This window comes from Roseateles sp., assembly GCF_047654785.1.
Classification (GTDB): Bacteria; Pseudomonadota; Gammaproteobacteria; order Burkholderiales; family Burkholderiaceae_C; genus Pelomonas.
Map to the genome: position 1 here is coordinate 1105688 of NZ_JASGKQ010000003.1, position 17694 is coordinate 1123381.

Here is a 17694-nt window from a genome sequence, read left to right on the forward strand (position 1 = left end):
CGCCATGCAATTCACTGCCGTGCTCACGCCCGCCGAGGAAGGCGGATTCGTTGCACTCAACCCCGAGACGGGCACCGTCTCCCAGGGCGAATCCGTCGAGGAAGCGCTGGCCAATCTGCGCGAAGCCACCGCGCTCTACGTCGAGGAATTCCCGGTCAGCGCGTCCGGCCATCCCTTCGTGACGACGTTCACGCTCGACGCGGCGCATGCCTAAGCTGCCGCGCATTTCCGGCGCGCAAGCGATCCGGGCGCTGCAGCGTTTGGGGTTCGAAAAGCAGCGGTAGTCCGGCAGCCATGTGGTGCTGCGCCGGGGCATGCAGGGTTGCGTCGTGCCGCTGCACGCGGAACTGAAGGTTGGAACGCTGGCAGGGCTGTTGCACCAGGCCGATGTCGATGCCGACGAATTCATCCGGCACCTGTGACCCTAAGAGCGTGTTGACGATCTCCTGAGTAGCAGAGCCAGAAACGCCAAATGGACGAACTGCAAGCTGGTGTTGAGCCAACGCTCGCAGTTCTTCCACAGTCTGCGGTTTTTCTCCAACCAGGCAAAGCTGCGCTCGACAACCCAGCGCTTGGGCATGACCTTGAAGGTGTGCAACTCGCTTCGCTTGGCGATCTGCACCGTCACGTGCTCACCCAGGATGTCCTTGACGCCTTGCGCGAAGGGCTGGCCTGTGTAGCCGCTGTCCGTCAGCACGCTTTGCACCCGTCCCAGCGACGGCTTGCAGCGCTTGAATGCCGCCAGCGCTCCTTTGCGGTCCGTCACTTCGGCCGTCGTGATCGCCACGGCATGGGGAAGCCCCTGGGTGTCCACCGCAATGTGGCGCTTGATCCCCGAGACCTTCTTGCCTGCGTCATAGCCCTTGAACCCCGCCGTGTCCGTGTTCTTCACGCTCTGCGCGTCCACGATCAAGAACGCGCTGCAGGCGTTGCGCCCCTGTCTCTCGCGGGCCGCGCCAACCTGATTTTTTTAAAGCCTGCTCCAGCACGCTCACTCCGTGCTGGTCAGGCTCGCTCCATTTGCGCCAGTACGCATAGACGCTGGGCCACTTGGGGAACTGCGGCGGCAGATAGCGCCATTGGCAACCCGTGTGCAGCAGGTACAGCACTGCGCAGAACACCTCGTACAGATCGACCTTGATCGGCTTGGTGCTGCGCCGAACGCTGCGCAGCAGCGGCTCGATCTCGGCAAACTTCTCTCGACTGATGTCGCTTGGGTACGGCTTCCTCTTCACCCAACAATTGTCGGAGGAAATGAGATCGTAAACACGCTCTAAGAGCGGCTAACACAACCCTGTCATCGTCAGGCGGTTGAAGTGCGTTTGACGGTACATGGGTCGAACCAAGAACAAGGAAATCAGCGCGGCGCTGTTCAAGAAGATTGAGCCACTGCTGCCGGTATTCGTGCCCTCGGTCAAGGGCGGTCGTCCACGGGTGAGCGACGAGATGGCTCTGAACGGCATCCTGTTCGTGCTGCGCACCGGCATCCCCTGGGAAGAGTTGCCCCAGGAACTGGGCTTCGGCAGTGGCATGACCTGCTGGCGGCGACTGCGCCAATGGCAGGATGCCGGTGTGTGGCACCAATTGCATATGCTGTTGTTGGCCGAACTGCGTAGCGCCGGGCGGCTGGACTTCAGCCGAGCCAGCCTGGACGGGGCCAGCGTGCCCAGCCCCCGGGGGGCTCGCACACTGGCCCCAACCCCACGGACAGAGGAAAACTCGGCAGCAAACGTCACATCATCACGGACCGCCAGGGCATCCCGCTGATGTTCTGCGTGACCGGAGCCAACCGCCACGACTCGGTGGTCTTCGAGCAGTTGATCGATGCCTTGCCCGATGTGCGAGGAAAGCGTGGAAAGCCGCGCCGCTGGCCCGACAAGCTGCACGCGGACAAGGGCTACGACTTTGCACGCTGTCGGGAGCACCTCAAGCGCCGAGGCATCCAGGATCGGATCGCCCGCAGGGGTATCGAGCGCAACGACCGACTCGGGTGCCATCGCTGGGTCGTCGAACGCACGCATGCTTGGCTGGCCGCCTTCGGCAAGCTGCGCGTGCGTTTCGAGCGAAGCGTTCATACCCATGTGGCCTTGCTATCCCTGGCGTGCAGCGTCATCTGCGTGCGAGCATTGATTCAGTTTTGTTAGCCGCTCTAAATCCGGCAGTTGACCGCTTGCCATTCATCGAAAGCCCTGATGTTTCAGCACCTTGTCGCCGATGCGGAGATCACCACTTCGATGAACACCGCTGCACGCCCGCTGGTCTGGCGCTGCGGCCCGCTGGCGGCGTTGCTTCTCCTCGTGGGCACCAGCCCACTTCGTCGGCGCGCCTTGCCAGCGGCCCGCCTCGCCAGCCCCTCGGGCATGCCCAACTACCGGATTTAGGGTGACCGGCGCAGGGCGCGGCCCATGGGGCGTGCGTCAGCCCAGCATTTCGAAGCGCTCGATCCGCCGTTCGCCCGCCACCCACGGCGCCATCGCCGCCGCCACCGGCGGCTCGCGGTGGCCCCAGCCTTCCGGGTAGATCTCCATCCAGGTCCAGCGCCCGTCCGCGTCCGGCTCGGGGCGGCGCAGCAGTTCGATGGGGGCTTCCACGCGCGCCTTGCGGAAGGCGGTGAGCGCGGCGTCGGCGTGCTCGCCGACGATGCGGTAGTAGACGTAGAGCTGCACGGTCAGTCCTGCGGCGGGAGGTCGTAGGGCAGGGCGCGTGGCCGCAGCGCCGGGCCGCCGGCGCTGCCCAGGTGCAGGCTGCCGCCGTCCAGCGCCGCGAGCTTGATCTCGGCGGCGAGCACCGTGCGGCCGCCGCGCATGCCGCAGCCGGCGACGACGCCGGCCGGCTGCTCGGGGTCGGCGCTGTGGAACACCTCCTGGCCGACCGATGCCGCACCGTCCGCCTCGAACACCTGCAGCCGCCGCTTGATCGTGCCGCGGTACTGGCTGCGCGCGACGACCTCCTGGCCTGGGTAGCAGCCCTTCTTGAAGTTGACGCCGCCCAGCGCCTCGAAGTTGATCATCTGCGGCACGAAGGCCTCGATGGTGGCGCCGCGCACCCAGGCCATGCCGGCCTCGGCCTCGGCGGCGGCCCAGTCGTCGGGCGTCATCGCGGCCCCGGCCGGGACGGGGGCGTCGGCCGGCTGGATGCGCAGCGCGCGGCCCGCATCCGGCGTGGCCGGCAGCGCGATCAGCACCGCGTCGCCGTCGCGCGCCAGCGTCCAGGCCTCGGCGGCGGGCGTGCCCAGCAGGCCGTGGACGGCGAAGGCCGCGCTCGCGTCCGTGAGCCGGCACTTCGCGCGCAGCACGAACAGGGACAGCCGCTTCAGCGCCGCCGCCAGCGTCTCGGCGGGCAGCGCCAGCAGGATCTCGTCGTCGCCGTGCTGCCAGCCCACCAGGGTCGCCAGCAGCCGGCCCTTGGGGCTGCAGAAGCCGGCCAGCCGCGCATGGTCGCGGTCCAGCAGCAGGAAGTCCTGGGTCAGTTGGCCGTGCAGGAAGCGGGCGGCATCGGCGCCCTGGGCGCGGATGACGCCCCAGTCGGCCAGGCGCAGTGAGGTCGGTGCGGTCATGGCGGCAATTATCATCAGCGCCCTTTTGACGGAGCCTGGGCAGGGGCATGAAGTGGCTGTGGCGGGCGGTGCTCGCATCGTTGTTGATCGCGGCACTGGCGGCAGGCGCCGCGTGGCAGTGGCTGCGCAGCCCGCTGGCGCTGGCCGCGCCGTCGGTGGAGCTGTCCATCGAGCCCGGCACCAGCCCGGCCGAGGTCGCCCGCGCCTGGGTGGCGGCCGGCGTGCAGGCCGATGCGCGGCTGCTCTACCAATGGTTCAAGTGGTCCGGCCAGGCCCGGCAGATCCGCGCCGGCAGCTACGAGGCGCATGCCGGCATCACGCCGCGCGGGCTGCTGGACAAGATGGTGCGCGGCGACGAGGTGCTGGAGCAGCTGCGCCTGATCGACGGCTGGAACTGGCGCCAGGTGCGCGCCGCGCTGGCCGCCGCGCCGGCGCTGAAGCCGGTCGCCGCGGCGATGAGCGATGCCGACCTGATGGCCGCGCTGGGCGAGCCCGGCGTGGCGCCGGAGGGCCGCTTCTTCCCCGACACCTATGCGTACAGCCGCGGCGTCAGCGACCTGACGGTGCTGCGGCGCGCCCATGCGGCGATGCGCAAGCGGCTCGCCGCCGCGTGGAGCGGGCGTGCGGACGGGCTGCCGCTGCGCTCGGCCGACGAGGCGCTGGTCCTGGCCTCCATCGTCGAGAAGGAGACCGGCGTGGCCGGCGACCGCAGCAAGGTCGCCGCCGTGTTCGTCAACCGGCTGCGCCTGGGCATGCCGCTGCAGACCGACCCGACCGTCATCTACGGCCTGGGCGAGCGCTTCGACGGCAATTTGCGCAAGCGAGATCTGACCCGCGACACGCCCTTCAACACCTACACCCGCGGCGGCCTGCCGCCCACGCCCATCGCCATGCCCGGCGCGGCGTCGCTGCACGCGGCGCTGCACCCGGCGCCGGTGAAGTCGCTGTACTTCGTCGCGCGCGGCGACGGCAGCAGCGAGTTCAGCGACGACCTCGCCGCGCACAATCGCGCGGTCAACAAATACCAGCGCGGCGGCCCGTGAGTCCAGCACGTTTCATCAGCTTCGAAGGCATCGACGGGGCCGGCAAGTCCACCCACATCCAGGCCGTGGCCGACTGGTTCCGCGCCCGCGGCGCCGACGTGCAGCTCAGCCGCGAGCCCGGCGGCACGCCGCTGGCCGAGGCGCTGCGCGAGCTGGTGCTGAACCGGCCCATGGGCTCGCTGACCGAGCTGCTGCTGATGTTCGCCGGCCGGCGCGACCACGTGGAAACCGTGATCCGCCCGGCGCTGGCCGCCGGCAAGACGCTGCTGTGCGACCGCTTCACCGACGCCAGCTTCGCCTACCAGGGCGGCGGCCGCGGCCTGCCGCAGCCGGTGCTGGACACGCTGGCCGGCTGGGTGCAGGAAGGCACCGAGCCCGAGCTGACGCTGTGGTTCGACCTGCCGGCGCGCCAGGCCGCCGCCCGCCGCGCCGGCGCGCGCGAGGCGGACCGCATCGAGCAGCTCGACCTGGACTTCTTCGAGCGCGTGCGCGCCGGCTACGCGGCCCGCGCGGCGCAGGCGCCGCAGCGCATCGTGCGCATCGACGCCAGCGGCACGGTGGCGCAGGTCGGCGCCCAGGTGCTGGCCGTGCTGGCCGCGCGCTATCCGGCATGCTGAACCTCGACCTGCCCTGGCTGCAGGCGCCGCTGGCCGACGCGCTGGCCCGCGCCCGCTCGCATGCGCTGCTGGTGCAGGGGCCGGCCGGCGTGGGCCAGCTCGAACTGGCGGTGGCGCTGGCGCAGAGCTGGCTGTGCGAGGCCGCCGCCGCGGGCCAGCCCGCCTGCCGGCAATGCCCGGGCTGCAGGCTGTTCGCCAGCGGCACGCACCCCGACTTCCAGCTGCTGCTGCCCGAGGCGCTGGAGGCGCCCGCGCGCGAGTCGCTGGGCCTGCCGTTCGAGGAGCCCGACGCGAAGGCCGGCAAGGCCAAGCCCAGCCGCGAGATCAAGGTGGAGGCCGTGCGGCAGCTGCTGGCGTTCGCGCAGGCGACGTCGGCGCGCGGCCAGGCCAAGGTGGCCGTCATCTTCCCGGCCGAGGCGCTGAACGGCGTGGCCGCCAACGCGCTGCTGAAGACGCTGGAGGAGCCCGCCGGGCTGCTGCGCTTCGTGCTGGCCAGCCACGACGGCGCCGCGCTGCTGCCCACCATCCGCAGCCGCTGCCAGCCGCTGCCGCTGGCGTTGCCGGCGCGCGACGCGGCGCTGGCCTGGCTGGCGTCCCGGGGCGTCGACGGCGCCGAGGGCCTGCTGGCCGCCACCGGCGGGCGGCCGCAGCAGGCGCTGGCCTGGGCCGAGGCCGGGCTGAGCGACGCGGCCTGGCAGGCCGTCCCGAAGCGCGTGGCGCGCGGCGAGGTGGCGGCGCTGGCGGACCTGGCGCCGCCGCGCGCCATCGACGCGCTGCAGCGCCTGTGCCATGACCTGCTGCGCCGCTGCCACGGCCAGCCCGGCCAGTTCTTCGCGCCGGCCTCGCTGCCCACGCCGCGCCGCGCCGCGCCGCTGCTGGCCTGGGAGGCCGAGCTGCGCCGCGCCGCCCGCCATGCCGAGCATCCGCTCAACGCGGGCCTGTGGATCGAGGCGCTGGTGGCCCAGGCGCAGGCGGCCATCGCCGCCGCCCGGTGAATACACTCGGCCCATGAGCGACGCCCCCTCCAGGCCCGGCCCGGCCTCCCTGCAATTCCAGCCCAGCCAGCTCGGCGGCACGCTGCCGCTGCCCACGGTGGGCGGCGCGGGCGCGTCGGCCTCGGGGGCCCGGCCCAGCGTCATCCAGCTGGTGTTCCGCGAGAAATCGGCGCTGTTCGCGGCCTACATCCCGGCCTTCACCGAGGGCGGCCTGTTCGTGCCGACCACGCGCGACTACCGGCTCGGCGAAGACATCTACCTGCTGCTGGCGCTGCCCGAGGACAACCAGCGCTACCCGGTGGCCGGCAAGGTGGCCTGGCTGACGCCGGCCAACGCCTCCGGCGGCCGCACCCAGGGCGTGGGCGTGCGCTTCCCCGGCGACGAGAAGACGCGGCTGATCCGTGCCCGCATCGAGGAAATCCTCGGCACGGCGGTGTCGTCCAGCAAGCCCACGCAGACGCTCTGATGTTCATCGATTCCCACTGCCACCTCAGCTTCCCCGAACTGAAGCAGCGGCTGCCCGACATCCTGGCCGACATGCGCCATGCGCAGGTGGACCAGGCCATCTGCATCTGCACCCAGATGGAGGAGTTCGACGAGGTCCATGCGCTGGCGCTGGCGCATCCGCAGCTCTGGGCCACGGTGGGCGTCCACCCGGACACCGAGCAGATGCGCGAGCCCGACGTGGACGAACTGGTGCGGCTGGCGGCGCTGCCGCGCGTCGTCGCCATCGGCGAGACGGGGCTGGACTACTACCGCCTCGCAGGCCGCAGCATCGCGGACATGGCGTGGCAGCGCGAGCGCTTCCGCACGCACATCCGCGCGGCCCGGGCGGCGCGCAAGCCGCTCGTCATCCACACCCGCGCCAGCGCGGCCGACACGCTGCGCGTGCTGGACGAGGAGGGCGGCGAGCAGGCGGGCGGCGTGTTCCACTGCTTCACCGAATCGGCCGCCGTGGCGCTGGCCGCCATCGAGCGCGGCTACCACATCTCGTTCTCGGGCATCGTCAGCTTCAAGAACGCGCAGGACCTGCGCGACCTGCTGAAGCTGCTGCCGCTGGAGCGCCTGCTGGTCGAGACCGACAGCCCCTACCTCGCGCCCGTGCCCTTCCGCGGCAAGACCAACTCGCCGGCCTACGTGCCGCATGTGGCGCGCGCCGTGGCCGACGCTTTGGGCCTGCCGCCGCCCGAACTGGCCGCCCTCACGGCGGCGAACACACGGCGGCTGTTCCGCCTTCCGGAGACCGTATGAAGACCTGGCTGACTTCCCTGGCCCTGGCGGCCGCGACGGCGCTGGCGCATGCCGCGCCCGTCGACGACCTCGTCATGGCCGCCGAACTGAACGACCCGCGCGGCGTGGCCGCCCTGCTGCAACAGGGCGTGGACCCCAACCTGGCCGATTCGCGCGGCCGCACCGCGCTGTTCACCGCCGTGCGCGAGGGCTCGCTGCGCGCGCTGGAGAGCCTGCTGGCCTCGCCCCGGCTGGACGTGGACACCGCCAACGCCAGCGGCGAGACGCCGCTGATGATCGCCGCCATCCGCGGCTCGCTGCCGGCGGCGCAGGCGCTGGTCCGGCGCGGCGCGGCCGTCAACCGCAAGGGCTGGACGCCGCTGCACTACGCCGCCAGCGGGCCGGACAACGGCGTGGCCGCCTTCCTGATCGCCCAGGGCGCCGACCTGGAGGCGCGCTCCGAGAACGGCAGCACGCCGCTGATGATGGCCGCCCGCTACGGCAACGGCGACCTGGTGCCGCTGCTGCTGAAGGCCGGCGCCGAGCCGCGCGCGGCCAACGAGCAGGAACTGACGGCGGCCGACTTCGCCCAGCGCGGCGGCCGCGACGCGGTGGCCAAGGAACTGCGCCGCGTCATCCAGGAGCGGCAGCGCGCGGCGCAGGCCGGGGCGGCCGCCAACTAGTGCGCAGCCGGGCGCGGGTGTAGGAAAAAGCCTGACAGCCCGGACGGCGCTGGCCCGACTGGCCCGCCCGCGCGGGTCTGCCTACAGTGGATGCATCGAACCACAGGAGGCCCACCATGCTGTCCACCATCCCGAACCTGGCCGATCCCTTCGCGATGCTGATCGCCCCCGACCAGGTGATGAACGCCATCGAGCGCTCCGACCGCCTGGCCCGCCTGCAGCGCCGTGTCTACCGCCCGCTGGATCGCCCCTGGATCCCGGTGAAGGCCAGCGCCGAGTTCGACCGCGGGATCGACGCCGAACTCGACGTGCCCGACCTCTCGGACGACGCGCCCTGAAAAGCGAAACGCCCGCGGCTGCGGGCGTTTCGTGTATTCCGGGCCGAGCGCCGGGCCGCCCCAAGCCGGCCCGTCTGGCGATGTGCGAGCGGGGCAAGCCCCGCGAGCATCGCCGCCCCTCGGGGGACCGGCCAGGCTCGCCCGCGTTCAGCGGTGCGAGACTGGACGAGGGGGCTGTCAGACGCGCTTGCGGTACTCGTGCGTGCGGGTGTCGATTTCGATCTTGTCGCCGTTTTCCACGAACAGCGGCACGGCGATCTCGAAGCCGGTGCCCTTCAGGCGGGCGGGCTTCATGACCTTGCCCGAGGTGTCGCCCTTGACGGCCGGCTCGGTCTCGATCTCGCGCACGACGCTGGTGGGCAGTTCCACCGAGATCGCCTTGCCGTCGTAGAAGGTCACTTCGACGGGCATGCTGTCTTCCAGGTAGGAGATCGCGTCGCCCATGTTCTCGGCCTCGACCTCGTACTGGTTGTACTCGGTGTCCATGAAGACGTACATCGGGTCGGCGAAGTAGGTGTAGGTGCACTCCTTCTTGTCGAGGATGATCTGCTCCATCTTGTCGTCGGCCTTGAAGACCAGCTCGGCGCCGGCGCCGTTCAGCAGGTTCTTCATCTTCATGCGCACCGTGGCGGCGCCGCGGCCGCCGCGGCTGTATTCGGTCTTCAGCACGACCATCGGGTCCTTGCCCTGCATGATGACGTTGCCGGCGCGGATTTCTTGAGCGAGTTTCATGGGTGGGGTTCCTGCTTGAGGGGGCGCACCAGATTCCAGGAAACGGCTTGGCGCGGCAAAGCCCGCGATTCTAGCGTGAACCGTCCAGGAAGCCCTGCAGCTGGGTCAGCAGGTCCGGCTGCGCCGCCAACTGCGCGCGCCAGCGCCGGAAGGGCGCGGCGTCCGGCGCGGGCAGTGGCGGCAGCGCGCCCAAGCCGTTCCAGCCGCGCCAGAACGCGCGCCAGTCCTCGGGCAGCGCGGCGCGGGTCATGAAGGCGTCCAGCTTGGCGTGGTGGGCGCCGTCGTGCTGCGGGTAGATGTGCCAGGCGAAGGGCTTGCCGGCCCACTGGGCGCGCACGAAGGAGTCCTCGCCGCGCACGAAGTTCAGGTCGCAGGCCCACAGCAGCCGGTCGTAGCCGTCCTGCGGCAGATGGGGCAGGGCGATGCAGCGCAGCCCCGGTCGGTCGGCGACCTGCGGCTGCAGCGGCCCGGGGCAGGCGAGCAGCAGCGTGGGCGCGCCGGCCAGCGCGTCCAGCAGCGCCGGCAATTGCGGGTTGGCGTAGGCGAACAGGCTGACGACCCGCTCGCCCGCGCGCGGCGCCCAGCCGTGCTCGCGCAGCCAGGCCGCGCCGTCGAAGGCGGCGATGCGCGCCAGCAGCCCCGGCTCGCGCAGCAGCCCGCCGGTGCGCGGCGTGAAGCCGGGGTAGAAGAAGTGCTTGGCCAGCCCCGCGCCCGGGCCGCCGGACTGCGGCGACGCGAGGCCGTGGCTGCGCTCCACGTAGTCCTCGGCGCTGAGGTATTCCAGGTTGATCCAGTGCGGCGCCGGGCGCCGGGCCGCCATGCGGGCGACGAAGGCCGCCGGCAGCTCGCAGCCGAAGGCCTCGATGACCACGTCGCCCGGCGTCGCGTCCACGCCGCCGTCCGGCCAGGGCCGCACCTCGACGCCGGCGGGCCGCTGCGGTGCCATCCAGGCCAGTGCGGCGGCGTCGTCCACCCACAGCCGCGCCCGCTGCCCGCGCGCGGCCAGGTCGCGCGCCAGCCGCCAGCAGACGCCGAGGTCGCCGTGGTTGTCGATGACGCGGCAGAAGAGGTCCCAGAGCATGGGCGGATTGTCCCAGGCGAGAATCCCGCCGATGTCGAGCGCGACCCCTTCCACCGTTGATGCCGCCGTCCCGCGCGAGGCGCGCGAGAAGCTGCTGGCCGAGGTCGGCGCGCTGCCGGCGCTGCCGGGCGTCTACCGCTACTTCGACGCCAGGGGCGAGGTGCTCTACGTCGGCAAGGCCAAGGACCTGAAGAAGCGCGTCAGCAGCTACTTCCAGAAGAACCACGGCGGCACGCGCACCGGCCTGATGGTGGCGCGCATCGCCCGCCTGGAGACCACGGTGGTGCGCACCGAGGCCGAGGCGCTGCTGCTCGAGAACAACCTGATCAAGGCGTTGAACCCGCGCTTCAACATCCTGTTCCGGGACGACAAGAGCTACCCCTACCTGAAGATCACCGCGCACGCCTGGCCGCGCATGGCCTACTACCGTGGCGCGGTGGACAAGCGGCACCAGTACTTCGGCCCCTTCCCCAGCGCCTGGGCGGTGAAGGAGTCCATCCAGCTGATGCAGAAGGTGTTCCGCCTGCGCACCTGCGAGGACAGCGTCTTCAACAACCGCAGCCGGCCCTGCCTGCTGCACCAGATCAAGCGCTGCTCCGGCCCCTGCGTGCCGGCCGGGCAGACGCCCGAGTACGCGCGCAACGTCGAGAGCGCCGAGCGCTTCCTGCGCGGCGAGACGGACGAGGTGATGGCGTCGCTGCAACTGCAGATGGGCGCCTACGCCGAACGCTTCCAGTACGAGCTGGCGGCCGAGGTGCGCAACCAGATCCAGGCGCTGTCCAAGGTGCTGCAGCAGCAGGTCATCGAGGAGAGCAGCGCCACCGGCCGCGACCGCGACGTGGACATCCTGGCCGTCAAGGTGCAGGGCGGCCGCGCCTGCGTGAACCTGGCCATGGTGCGTGGCGGCCGCCACCTGGGCGACCGCGCGTTCTTTCCCAGGCACGTGGACGACGCCACCGCGCTGCGGCTGGAGGGCGACGAGGCGCTGCCCCCGGAGCGGCAGGTGCTGGAGGCCTTCATCGCGCAGCACTACCTGGCGGCGCCGGCCCCGGGGCTGGTCGTCGTCAGCGAGCCGGTGGACGCCGGCCTGGCCGACGCGCTGGGTGCCCAGGCCGGCAGCCGCGTGACCGTGCAGGCCCAGCCGCGCGGCCAGCGTCGCATCTGGCTGGAGATGTGCGTCAAGGGTGCGGAGCTGGCGCTGGCGCGGCTGCTGGCCGAGGAGGGCTCGCAGCAGGCGCGCACGCGCGCGCTGGTGGAGGCGCTGGATCTCGTCCGTCGCCGAGATCGACAGCTTCCGCGTCGAGTGCTTCGACATCAGCCACACGGCCGGCGAGGCGACGATGGCCAGCTGCGTCGTCTTCGAAGGCCACCAGATGCAGAGCAGCCAGTACCGCCGCTACAACATCGAGGGCGTGACCGGCGGCGACGACTACGCCGCGATGCGCCAGGTGCTGACGCGCCGCTACGGCAAGCTGGCCGAGGCCGCGCAGCTCGGCACCGGCCGGCTGCCCGACCTGGTGCTGGTGGACGGCGGGCGCGGCCAGGTCAGCATGGCGCGCGAGGTGTTCGAGGAGCTGGGGCTGGACCTGGGCCTGATCGTCGGCGTCGAAAAGGGCGAGGGCCGCAAGGTGGGTCTGGAGGAACTGGTGTTCGCCGACGGGCGCGAGAAGGTCTACCTGGGCCGCGACTCCGCCGCGCTGATGCTGGTCGCGCAGATCCGCGACGAGGCGCACCGCTTCGCGATCACCGGCATGCGCGCCCGCCGCGCGGCCGCGCGCACCGGCGGCTCGCGGCTGGAGGACGTGCCGGGCGTCGGCCCGAAGAAGCGCTCGCAGCTGCTGCAGCGCTTCGGCGGCGTGCGCGGCGTGGCCGGCGCCAGCGTCGACGAGTTGTGCAGCGTGAAAGGCATCTCGCGCGACCTGGCCGAGGACATCTACCGCGCGCTGCACTGACGGCGCCCACACCACCATCCATCGCAGGGAGAAGCAGCATGTCCATCGTCGACCGCATCAAGCGCACCGCGCACTGGGTCATCGCGCCGCTGCTGGCCGCCTGCGGCGCCGCGCCGCGCGCCCCGGCGCCCGCGCCGGTGTCCCGCCCGCCGCCGCCGCTGGCCACGCCGGTGCCCGCGCCCGGCGCGGCGGCCACGCCCGCCGCGAAACCGCCGCCGGGCCTGCCGGCGCCCCGGCCCGTGCGCAGCGAGCAGGAGTTGCGCCGCCAGGCCGCGGAGCGCCTGGTCATGGCCAACCCCGAGCGCAGCTACATGACGCCGGCTCCGTCGCACCTGCTGACGCTGATCGTGCTGGAGGTGGAGCTCAAGGCCGACGGCAGCGTGCGCAAGATCAACGTCGTGCGCCCGCCCCGGTTCGGCCCCGAGACGCTGCAAATGGCGCTCGACGCCGTGCATCGCGCCGCGCCCTTCGGCGACGTGCGCCGCATGCCGCGGCCGTGGAAGTTCACCGAGACCTTTTTGTTCGACGAGTACCGGCGCTTCAAGCCGCGCAGCCTGGATTGACGGCCACCCCCGGCGGCGCGCCGGGCTTGGGCACAATGCCGGCATGTTCCTGACCCTGCCGACTCTGCTGACCTGGGCCCGCATCGTGGCCATCCCGCTGATCGTCGGGGTGTTCCACCTGAACCTGGCGCCGGCCCACCAGAACCTGTTCGCCACGGTGCTGTTCATCGTCGTCGCGCTGACCGACTGGCTGGACGGCTACCTGGCCCGCAAGCTCAACCAGACCTCGTCCTTCGGCGCCTTCCTGGACCCGGTGGCCGACAAGTTCCTCGTCTGCTCGGCGCTGCTGGTGCTGCTGGAGCTGGGGCGGGTCAACGCCTTCGTCGCGCTGGTCATCGTCGGCCGCGAGATCGCCATCTCGGCGCTGCGCGAATGGATGGCGCAGATCGGCGCCTCGCGCAGCGTGGCCGTCCACATGGTGGGCAAGCTCAAGACCACGGTGCAGATGGTCGCCATCCCCTTCCTGCTGTTCGACGGCGTGTTGTTCGGCCTCATCCCCACGCGGCTGTGGGGCACCTGGCTGATCTACGCGGCCGTGGTGCTGACCATCTGGTCGATGGTGTACTACCTGCAGAAGGCGCTGCCCGAGATCCGCGCCAAGGCGCGTTGAGGCCGCGCGCGCCCGGAGTTGTATCGGGACTTTTCCCGGCCGGGTGGCGGCCGGGCGCGGCGTCTAGAATCCGCCTCCCGCGAGCGCCCCGGCGGCTGCACAGCGCGGAACCGACAGACCGCTGATCGTCCAAATTTGGGGGGCAGGAGTGAACAAGTCCGAATTGATCGAGCACATCGCCAGGCAGGCCGACATCTCCAAGGCCGCCGCCGGCCGGGCGCTCGAGGCCATGATCGGCGGCGTCAAGACCACGCTGAAGAAGAACGGCACCGTGTCGCTGGTCGGCTTCGGCACCTTCAGCATCACCAAGCGCGCCGCGCGCGCCGGCCGCAACCCGCGCACGGGCGATGCCATCAAGATCAAGTCGGCCAAGGTGCCGAAGTTCAAACCCGGCAAGGCGTTGAAGGACGCCGTGAACTGATTTCCCCAGGCCGGACCCGGATTCCCGGGCGCTTAGCTCAGTGGGTAGAGCACCTCCCTTACACGGAGATTGTCGGCGGTTCGAGCCCGTCAGCGCCCACCACCCCACCGCCTGCCGCGGCCACCGCCGCCGCGACTTATAGAATGCGGCTCCCCTCGAAGGCGAACCCCGGTTCGCCTTCGTTGCGTTTGATTCGCCGCGTCTGACCCTCAAGGTTTCCCGAGATGTTTGAATTCGTCCGCGCCCACACGCGCCTGTTCCAGTTCATCCTGCTGGTGCTGATCCTCCCGTCCTTCGCCTTCGTCGGCATGCAGGGCTACACCAGCATGATGGGCGGCGCCAATGCCGGCGTGGCCACGGTCGACGGCCGCAAGATCACCCAGGCCGAGTGGGACAACGCGCTGCGCGAGCAGACCGACAACATCCGCCGCCAGAACCCGACCGTGGACGCCAAGCTGCTGGACTCGCCCGAGATCAAGCACCAGGCGCTGGAGATGCTGGTGACGCAGCGCACGCTGCAGGCCGCCGCCACGCACCAGCACTTCACGCCCAGCGCCGAGGCGGTCAATGCGCGCTTCTGGAACGACCCGCAGTTCGCCTTCCTGCGCAACCCGGACGGCACCGTCAACAAGGGCCTGCTGGCCGCCCAGGGCATGTCGCCGTCGATGTTCCTCGAACGCCTGCGCCAGGACTACGCGATGCGGCAGGTGCTGACGCCGGTCGAGACCTCGGTGGCCGTGGGCGCCAGCGTCCCCAAGCTGGCCTTCGATGCGCTGCTGCAGCAGCGCGAGGTGCAGCTGCAGCGCTTCGACGCCCGGGAGTTTGCCGCGCAGGTCCACCCCAGCGACGCCGACATCGACGCCTTCTACAAGGACGCCGCCAACGCCGCCAAGTTCCAGTTGCCCGAGTCGGCCAGCATCCAGTACGTGGTGCTGGACCTGGAGGCGCTGAAGAAGGACGTCAGCTTCACCGAGGACGACCTGCGCAAGTACTACGAGGAAAACGCCTCGCGCTACGGCGTGCCGGAAGAGCGCCGCGCCAGCCACATCCTCATCAAGGCCGAGCGCAGCGCGCCCGCCGAGGAGCGCGCCAAGGCCAAGGCCCGGGCGGAGGAACTGCTGGCCCAGGTGCGCAAGGACCCGGCGTCGTTCGCCGAACTGGCCCGCAAGAACTCGCAGGACGAGGGCTCGGCCGTCAACGGCGGCGACCTCGACTTCTTCGGCCGCGGCGCGATGGTCAAGGAATTCGACGCCGCCGTGTACGCGATGAAGCCGGGCGAGATCAGCAACCTCGTCGAGACCGACTTCGGCTTCCACATCATCCAGATGACCAGCGCCCGCGGCGGCGAGAAGAAGCCCTTCGAGGCCGTGCGCGGCGAGGTCGAGGCCGAGGTGCGCAAGCAGCTGGCGCAGCGCCGCTACGCCGAGGCGGCCGAGCAGTTCGGCAACATCGTCTACGAGCAGTCCGACAGCCTGCAGCCCGTGGCCGACAAGCTCAAGCTGGTGGTGCAGACCGCCACCGTGCAGCGCCAGCCGCAACCCGGTGCCGCCGGCCCGCTGGCCTCGGCCAAGCTGCTGGACGCCGTGTTCGGCGCCGACGCACTGCGCAACAAGCGCAACACCGAGGCGGTGGAGACCGCCCCCAGCCAGCTCGTCTCCGCCCGCGTGCTGCAGCACAACCCCGTGCGCATGCCGCCGCTGGCCGACGTGAAGGACAAGGTCCGCGACCAACTCGTGCGCAAGCTGGCCACCGAGCAGGCCCGAAAGGCCGGCGAAGCGCGCCTGGCCGCGCTGAAGGCGAACGCCGCCGACCTGGCAGGCCTGGCGCCCGCGGTCACCGTGTCGCGCGCCAAGCCCGAAGGCCTGAGCCGCGCGCAGCTCGAAGCCGTGCTGGGCGCCGACGCCACCCGGCTGCCGGCCGTGCTGGGCGTGCCGGCGGACGACGGCGGCTACGTCGTGGCCCGCATCAACCGCGTCCAGCCGCGCGACGCCGCCGTCATCGACGACAAGCTCGCCGCCCAGCAATACGCTGCGGCCTGGGCCCGCGCCGAAGGCCAGGCCTACCTCGCCGCGCTGAAATCCCAATACAAGGCGGTCATCAAGGCCGCAGCGCCGGCATCGGCCGCCAGCGCGCCCTGATTTCTGCGCTATACTCTTTGGCTCTGCGGTGGCTGTAGCTCAGTTGGTAGAGTCCAGGATTGTGATTCCTGTTGTCGTGGGTTCGAGTCCCATCAGCCACCCCATAAATGTTGAATGAAATCAGGCACTTAGGTGCCTGTTTTCATTTCTGGGGACAGGCTAGGGACAATCTGGCTATTTCGTCCCCACCGCCACGCCTGGGATGAAGCCGTGCAGAGCCTCTTGCGGTTCAGACGCTGGCGACGTGAGTAACGCTTCCAGCTTGTCGTCCTCGATCCGGTTGTGTGCGCCGTCGATCCACTTAGCGTAGCGCTTCACGAACATTTCCGGCGAGTGCCCCATTTGAGCCGCAGCGTAGCCGACCGTCTGCCCGGCCGTGAGGCGCATCGAAGCATTCGTGTGTCGCATTTGATACGGCCGCCGATAGCGAATCCCGAGCTTTTTCAGGATCGGTGTCCAGTACGTCCTGCGGAACGGCAGCTCATCCTTCCAGCAGATGTCGAACCTGGGGTCGTGGAAAACGTGCTCGCCAGCCAGGAAGGTGTACTTCTTCTGCGCGATCAGGATGTCCAGAGCGCGTGCGGTGAGCTTCACGAGCCGGGCCTTGTTGGTCTTCGTGGTTGCTTTGTACTCGCCCCGCACCTGCACTTCGTGGATCTTGATCTCACCTTTTCGGAAGTCCACGCTCGGCCAGCGCAGCCCCTGGAGCTCGCTCGTTCGCAACCCAGTCAAGAACCAGAACTCCGTGAAGTTGGCCACCTGACCAGGGCAGACCTCTTGGAAGGCCTTGATGATGGCATTCATCTCTTGGAGATCAAACGCATCAGGATCCTCTTCTTGATCTTTTTTCCGACGGGCTTTTGAGATCGTGGGGTACTTTTCGATCAGACCGTCGTCCACTGCCGCTTCGAGCGCGAGTCGCAGGACCGCCAAGTAGTTGTTTACAGTTTTGGCCCGGCAGTCAGCCTTGCTGGCGACAGCGGCTTTAATGTGCGACAGCTGGATGGTGTCGATCTTCAGATCACCGATTCGTGGCATGTCGTCCCATTGCTCGCCAACCTCCGGAATTTGGGCAGGCGCCCCTTTCCAGAATTTGATCGCAGAGTCGTACCCGAGCGATGTCGAGCTCGCAGTCGGCGTCAACGCTTTCCAGTGATCAAGCTGCTTCCCCACCGACCGCGTCTTGGCCGCCGCTTCGGCGGCAGCCGCCAGCACAGTCGCATCCTCCGGGAAGTGCCGTGACATCTCAAAGACGCCGAGCTTGATCTCTGACTTGATCTCTTGGACTAGTCGCATTGCGGCTTTCATGTTGGGCCCTGTGGGTGCCATAACGATGCCGTCGAGCTTGTAGGTCTTCCTGTAGCGGGTGCCGTCCCGGGTTGTGAACGAGATGCGGATCGAGTTGTCGCGCTTTTCTACGCCGGGGAGGCTTTTGGTCGAGGTTTCCGTTTTCATTGCAGCCCCCGAACCCACTTCTGGAAGGCTTCGATGTCCACGTAGATCCGCTTGTCAGGGCCGACCACGATTTCGCGTCCTTCGCGCCAGATACCTTCCTCGCGTTTGCGGCGAATGGCTTTCACCGAGAGGCCTGTCAACTCGGCGGCCTTGTTCACGGTCACCAACCCGGCTGCCGCGTCGATGGTCAGGGATTGGGCTGCGCTCATTGGGTGGCCCCCTCGCTCAGTTGGCCCAGTGCCCATTCAGCATTGTGCCGCGCTGCACCCTGGAGTTCTTC

21 protein-coding genes, 2 tRNA genes and 1 pseudogene are annotated in these 17694 nt (G+C 69.9%); 17 read left to right on the top strand and 7 right to left on the bottom strand.

The window, feature by feature from the left end:
* Positions 1–4 precede the first annotated feature (4 nt).
* Positions 5–214 carry a type II toxin-antitoxin system HicB family antitoxin gene (locus tag QM788_RS14240; protein ID WP_415662124.1) on the top strand — a complete coding sequence of 70 codons (210 nt, stop codon included), beginning with the start codon at positions 5–7 and terminating at the stop codon, positions 212–214.
* Positions 215–296: 82 nt separating this feature from the next.
* A complete protein-coding gene (locus tag QM788_RS14245) occupies positions 297–422 on the top strand; it encodes a hypothetical protein (RefSeq protein ID WP_415662125.1) in 126 nt (41 codons plus the stop codon).
* 2 nt (positions 423–424) lie between these two features.
* Here QM788_RS14245 and QM788_RS14250 read toward each other — a convergent pair.
* Positions 425–1235 (bottom strand): IS5 family transposase gene (locus QM788_RS14250; RefSeq protein ID WP_415659828.1). Its coding sequence is split into 2 segments (ribosomal slippage): positions 425–970 and positions 972–1235, totalling 810 coding nucleotides; the frame shifts between segments, so codons are not numbered across the junction.
* A 97-nt stretch (positions 1236–1332) separates the two neighbouring features.
* On the opposite strand from QM788_RS14250, the gene QM788_RS14255 reads away from it, so the two are divergent.
* A protein-coding gene (locus tag QM788_RS14255) for an IS5 family transposase (RefSeq protein WP_415659607.1) occupies positions 1333–2144 on the top strand; the annotation gives its coding sequence in 2 pieces (ribosomal slippage) (positions 1333–1663 and positions 1663–2144; 813 coding nt in all).
* Between the two features lie 273 nt (positions 2145–2417).
* On the opposite strand, the gene QM788_RS14260 is transcribed toward QM788_RS14255, so the two are convergent.
* Together QM788_RS14260 and QM788_RS14265 are read right to left on the bottom strand one after the other, a co-directional pair.
* The gene (locus QM788_RS14260) at positions 2418–2666 is read right to left on the bottom strand and encodes a DUF4936 family protein (protein ID WP_415662126.1); all 249 of its coding nucleotides are present in this window, start codon (positions 2664–2666) and stop codon (positions 2418–2420) included.
* Positions 2667–2668: 2 nt separating this feature from the next.
* Positions 2669–3556, bottom strand: a complete 888-nt coding sequence (locus QM788_RS14265) for a YgfZ/GcvT domain-containing protein (RefSeq protein WP_415662127.1) — start codon at positions 3554–3556, stop codon at positions 2669–2671.
* Positions 3557–3603: 47 nt separating this feature from the next.
* On the opposite strand from QM788_RS14265, the gene mltG reads away from it, so the two are divergent.
* The 7 genes from mltG (at position 3604) to QM788_RS14300 (ending at position 8462) form a co-directional block, all read left to right on the top strand.
* On the top strand, positions 3604–4599 hold the full coding sequence (gene mltG, locus QM788_RS14270) for an endolytic transglycosylase MltG (protein WP_415662128.1): 996 nt from the start codon (positions 3604–3606) through the stop codon (positions 4597–4599).
* On the top strand, positions 4596–5216 hold the full coding sequence (gene tmk / locus QM788_RS14275; RefSeq protein WP_415662129.1) for a dTMP kinase: 621 nt from the start codon (positions 4596–4598) through the stop codon (positions 5214–5216). Before mltG ends, tmk begins: the two co-directional genes overlap by 4 nt.
* Positions 5210–6211, top strand: a complete 1002-nt coding sequence (locus QM788_RS14280; protein ID WP_415662130.1) for a DNA polymerase III subunit delta' — start codon at positions 5210–5212, stop codon at positions 6209–6211. The genes tmk and QM788_RS14280 overlap by 7 nt, the downstream gene beginning before the upstream one ends.
* Positions 6212–6224: 13 nt before the next feature.
* Positions 6225–6677, top strand: coding sequence for a PilZ domain-containing protein (locus QM788_RS14285; RefSeq protein ID WP_415662131.1), 453 nt, complete (start codon positions 6225–6227; stop codon positions 6675–6677).
* Positions 6677–7462, top strand: coding sequence for a TatD family hydrolase (locus QM788_RS14290; protein WP_415662132.1), 786 nt, complete (start codon positions 6677–6679; stop codon positions 7460–7462). The genes QM788_RS14285 and QM788_RS14290 overlap by 1 nt, the downstream gene beginning before the upstream one ends.
* Complete coding sequence (locus QM788_RS14295; protein WP_415662133.1) at positions 7459–8124, top strand: ankyrin repeat domain-containing protein; 666 nt, start codon at positions 7459–7461, stop codon at positions 8122–8124. Before QM788_RS14290 ends, QM788_RS14295 begins: the two co-directional genes overlap by 4 nt.
* Positions 8125–8240: 116 nt before the next feature.
* The gene (locus tag QM788_RS14300) at positions 8241–8462 is read left to right on the top strand and encodes a hypothetical protein (protein WP_415662134.1); all 222 of its coding nucleotides are present in this window, start codon (positions 8241–8243) and stop codon (positions 8460–8462) included.
* A gap of 177 nt (positions 8463–8639) precedes the next feature.
* Here QM788_RS14300 and efp read toward each other — a convergent pair whose 3' ends face one another.
* Positions 8640–9194: an elongation factor P gene (gene efp, locus QM788_RS14305; RefSeq protein ID WP_331176222.1), complete on the bottom strand. Its 555-nt coding sequence runs from the start codon at positions 9192–9194 to the stop codon at positions 8640–8642.
* A gap of 70 nt (positions 9195–9264) precedes the next feature.
* Positions 9265–10275 carry an elongation factor P maturation arginine rhamnosyltransferase EarP gene (earP, locus tag QM788_RS14310; RefSeq protein ID WP_415662135.1) on the bottom strand — a complete coding sequence of 337 codons (1011 nt, stop codon included), beginning with the start codon at positions 10273–10275 and terminating at the stop codon, positions 9265–9267.
* Between the two features lie 31 nt (positions 10276–10306).
* On the opposite strand from earP, the pseudogene uvrC reads away from it, so the two are divergent.
* The 7 genes and pseudogenes from uvrC to QM788_RS14345 all read left to right on the top strand — a co-directional run bounded on the left by uvrC (position 10307) and on the right by QM788_RS14345 (position 16063).
* Positions 10307–12227 (top strand): annotated as a pseudogene (gene uvrC / locus QM788_RS14315) (excinuclease ABC subunit UvrC).
* 38 nt (positions 12228–12265) lie between these two features.
* Positions 12266–12790 (top strand): hypothetical protein, encoded by a 525-nt coding sequence (locus QM788_RS14320; RefSeq protein WP_415662136.1) that lies wholly within the window; start codon positions 12266–12268, stop codon positions 12788–12790.
* Positions 12791–12833: 43 nt separating this feature from the next.
* Entirely contained in the window at positions 12834–13400 is a 567-nt protein-coding gene (gene pgsA / locus QM788_RS14325; RefSeq protein ID WP_415662137.1) for a CDP-diacylglycerol--glycerol-3-phosphate 3-phosphatidyltransferase, read from the top strand.
* 124 nt (positions 13401–13524) lie between these two features.
* Positions 13525–13821: an HU family DNA-binding protein gene (locus QM788_RS14330; RefSeq protein WP_415662992.1), complete on the top strand. Its 297-nt coding sequence runs from the start codon at positions 13525–13527 to the stop codon at positions 13819–13821.
* 26 nt (positions 13822–13847) lie between these two features.
* Positions 13848–13923, top strand: a tRNA-Val gene (locus QM788_RS14335).
* A 122-nt stretch (positions 13924–14045) separates the two neighbouring features.
* On the top strand, positions 14046–15959 hold the full coding sequence (locus tag QM788_RS14340) for a SurA N-terminal domain-containing protein (protein WP_415662138.1): 1914 nt from the start codon (positions 14046–14048) through the stop codon (positions 15957–15959).
* A gap of 28 nt (positions 15960–15987) precedes the next feature.
* Positions 15988–16063 (top strand) — tRNA-His (locus QM788_RS14345).
* Positions 16064–16133: 70 nt separating this feature from the next.
* On the opposite strand, the gene QM788_RS14350 is transcribed toward QM788_RS14345, so the two are convergent.
* Entirely contained in the window at positions 16134–17414 is a 1281-nt protein-coding gene (locus QM788_RS14350; RefSeq protein WP_415662139.1) for a tyrosine-type recombinase/integrase, read from the bottom strand.
* On the bottom strand, positions 17411–17623 hold the full coding sequence (locus QM788_RS14355) for an excisionase (RefSeq protein ID WP_415662140.1): 213 nt from the start codon (positions 17621–17623) through the stop codon (positions 17411–17413). Before QM788_RS14355 ends, QM788_RS14350 begins: the two co-directional genes overlap by 4 nt.
* Positions 17624–17694 lie beyond the last annotated feature (71 nt).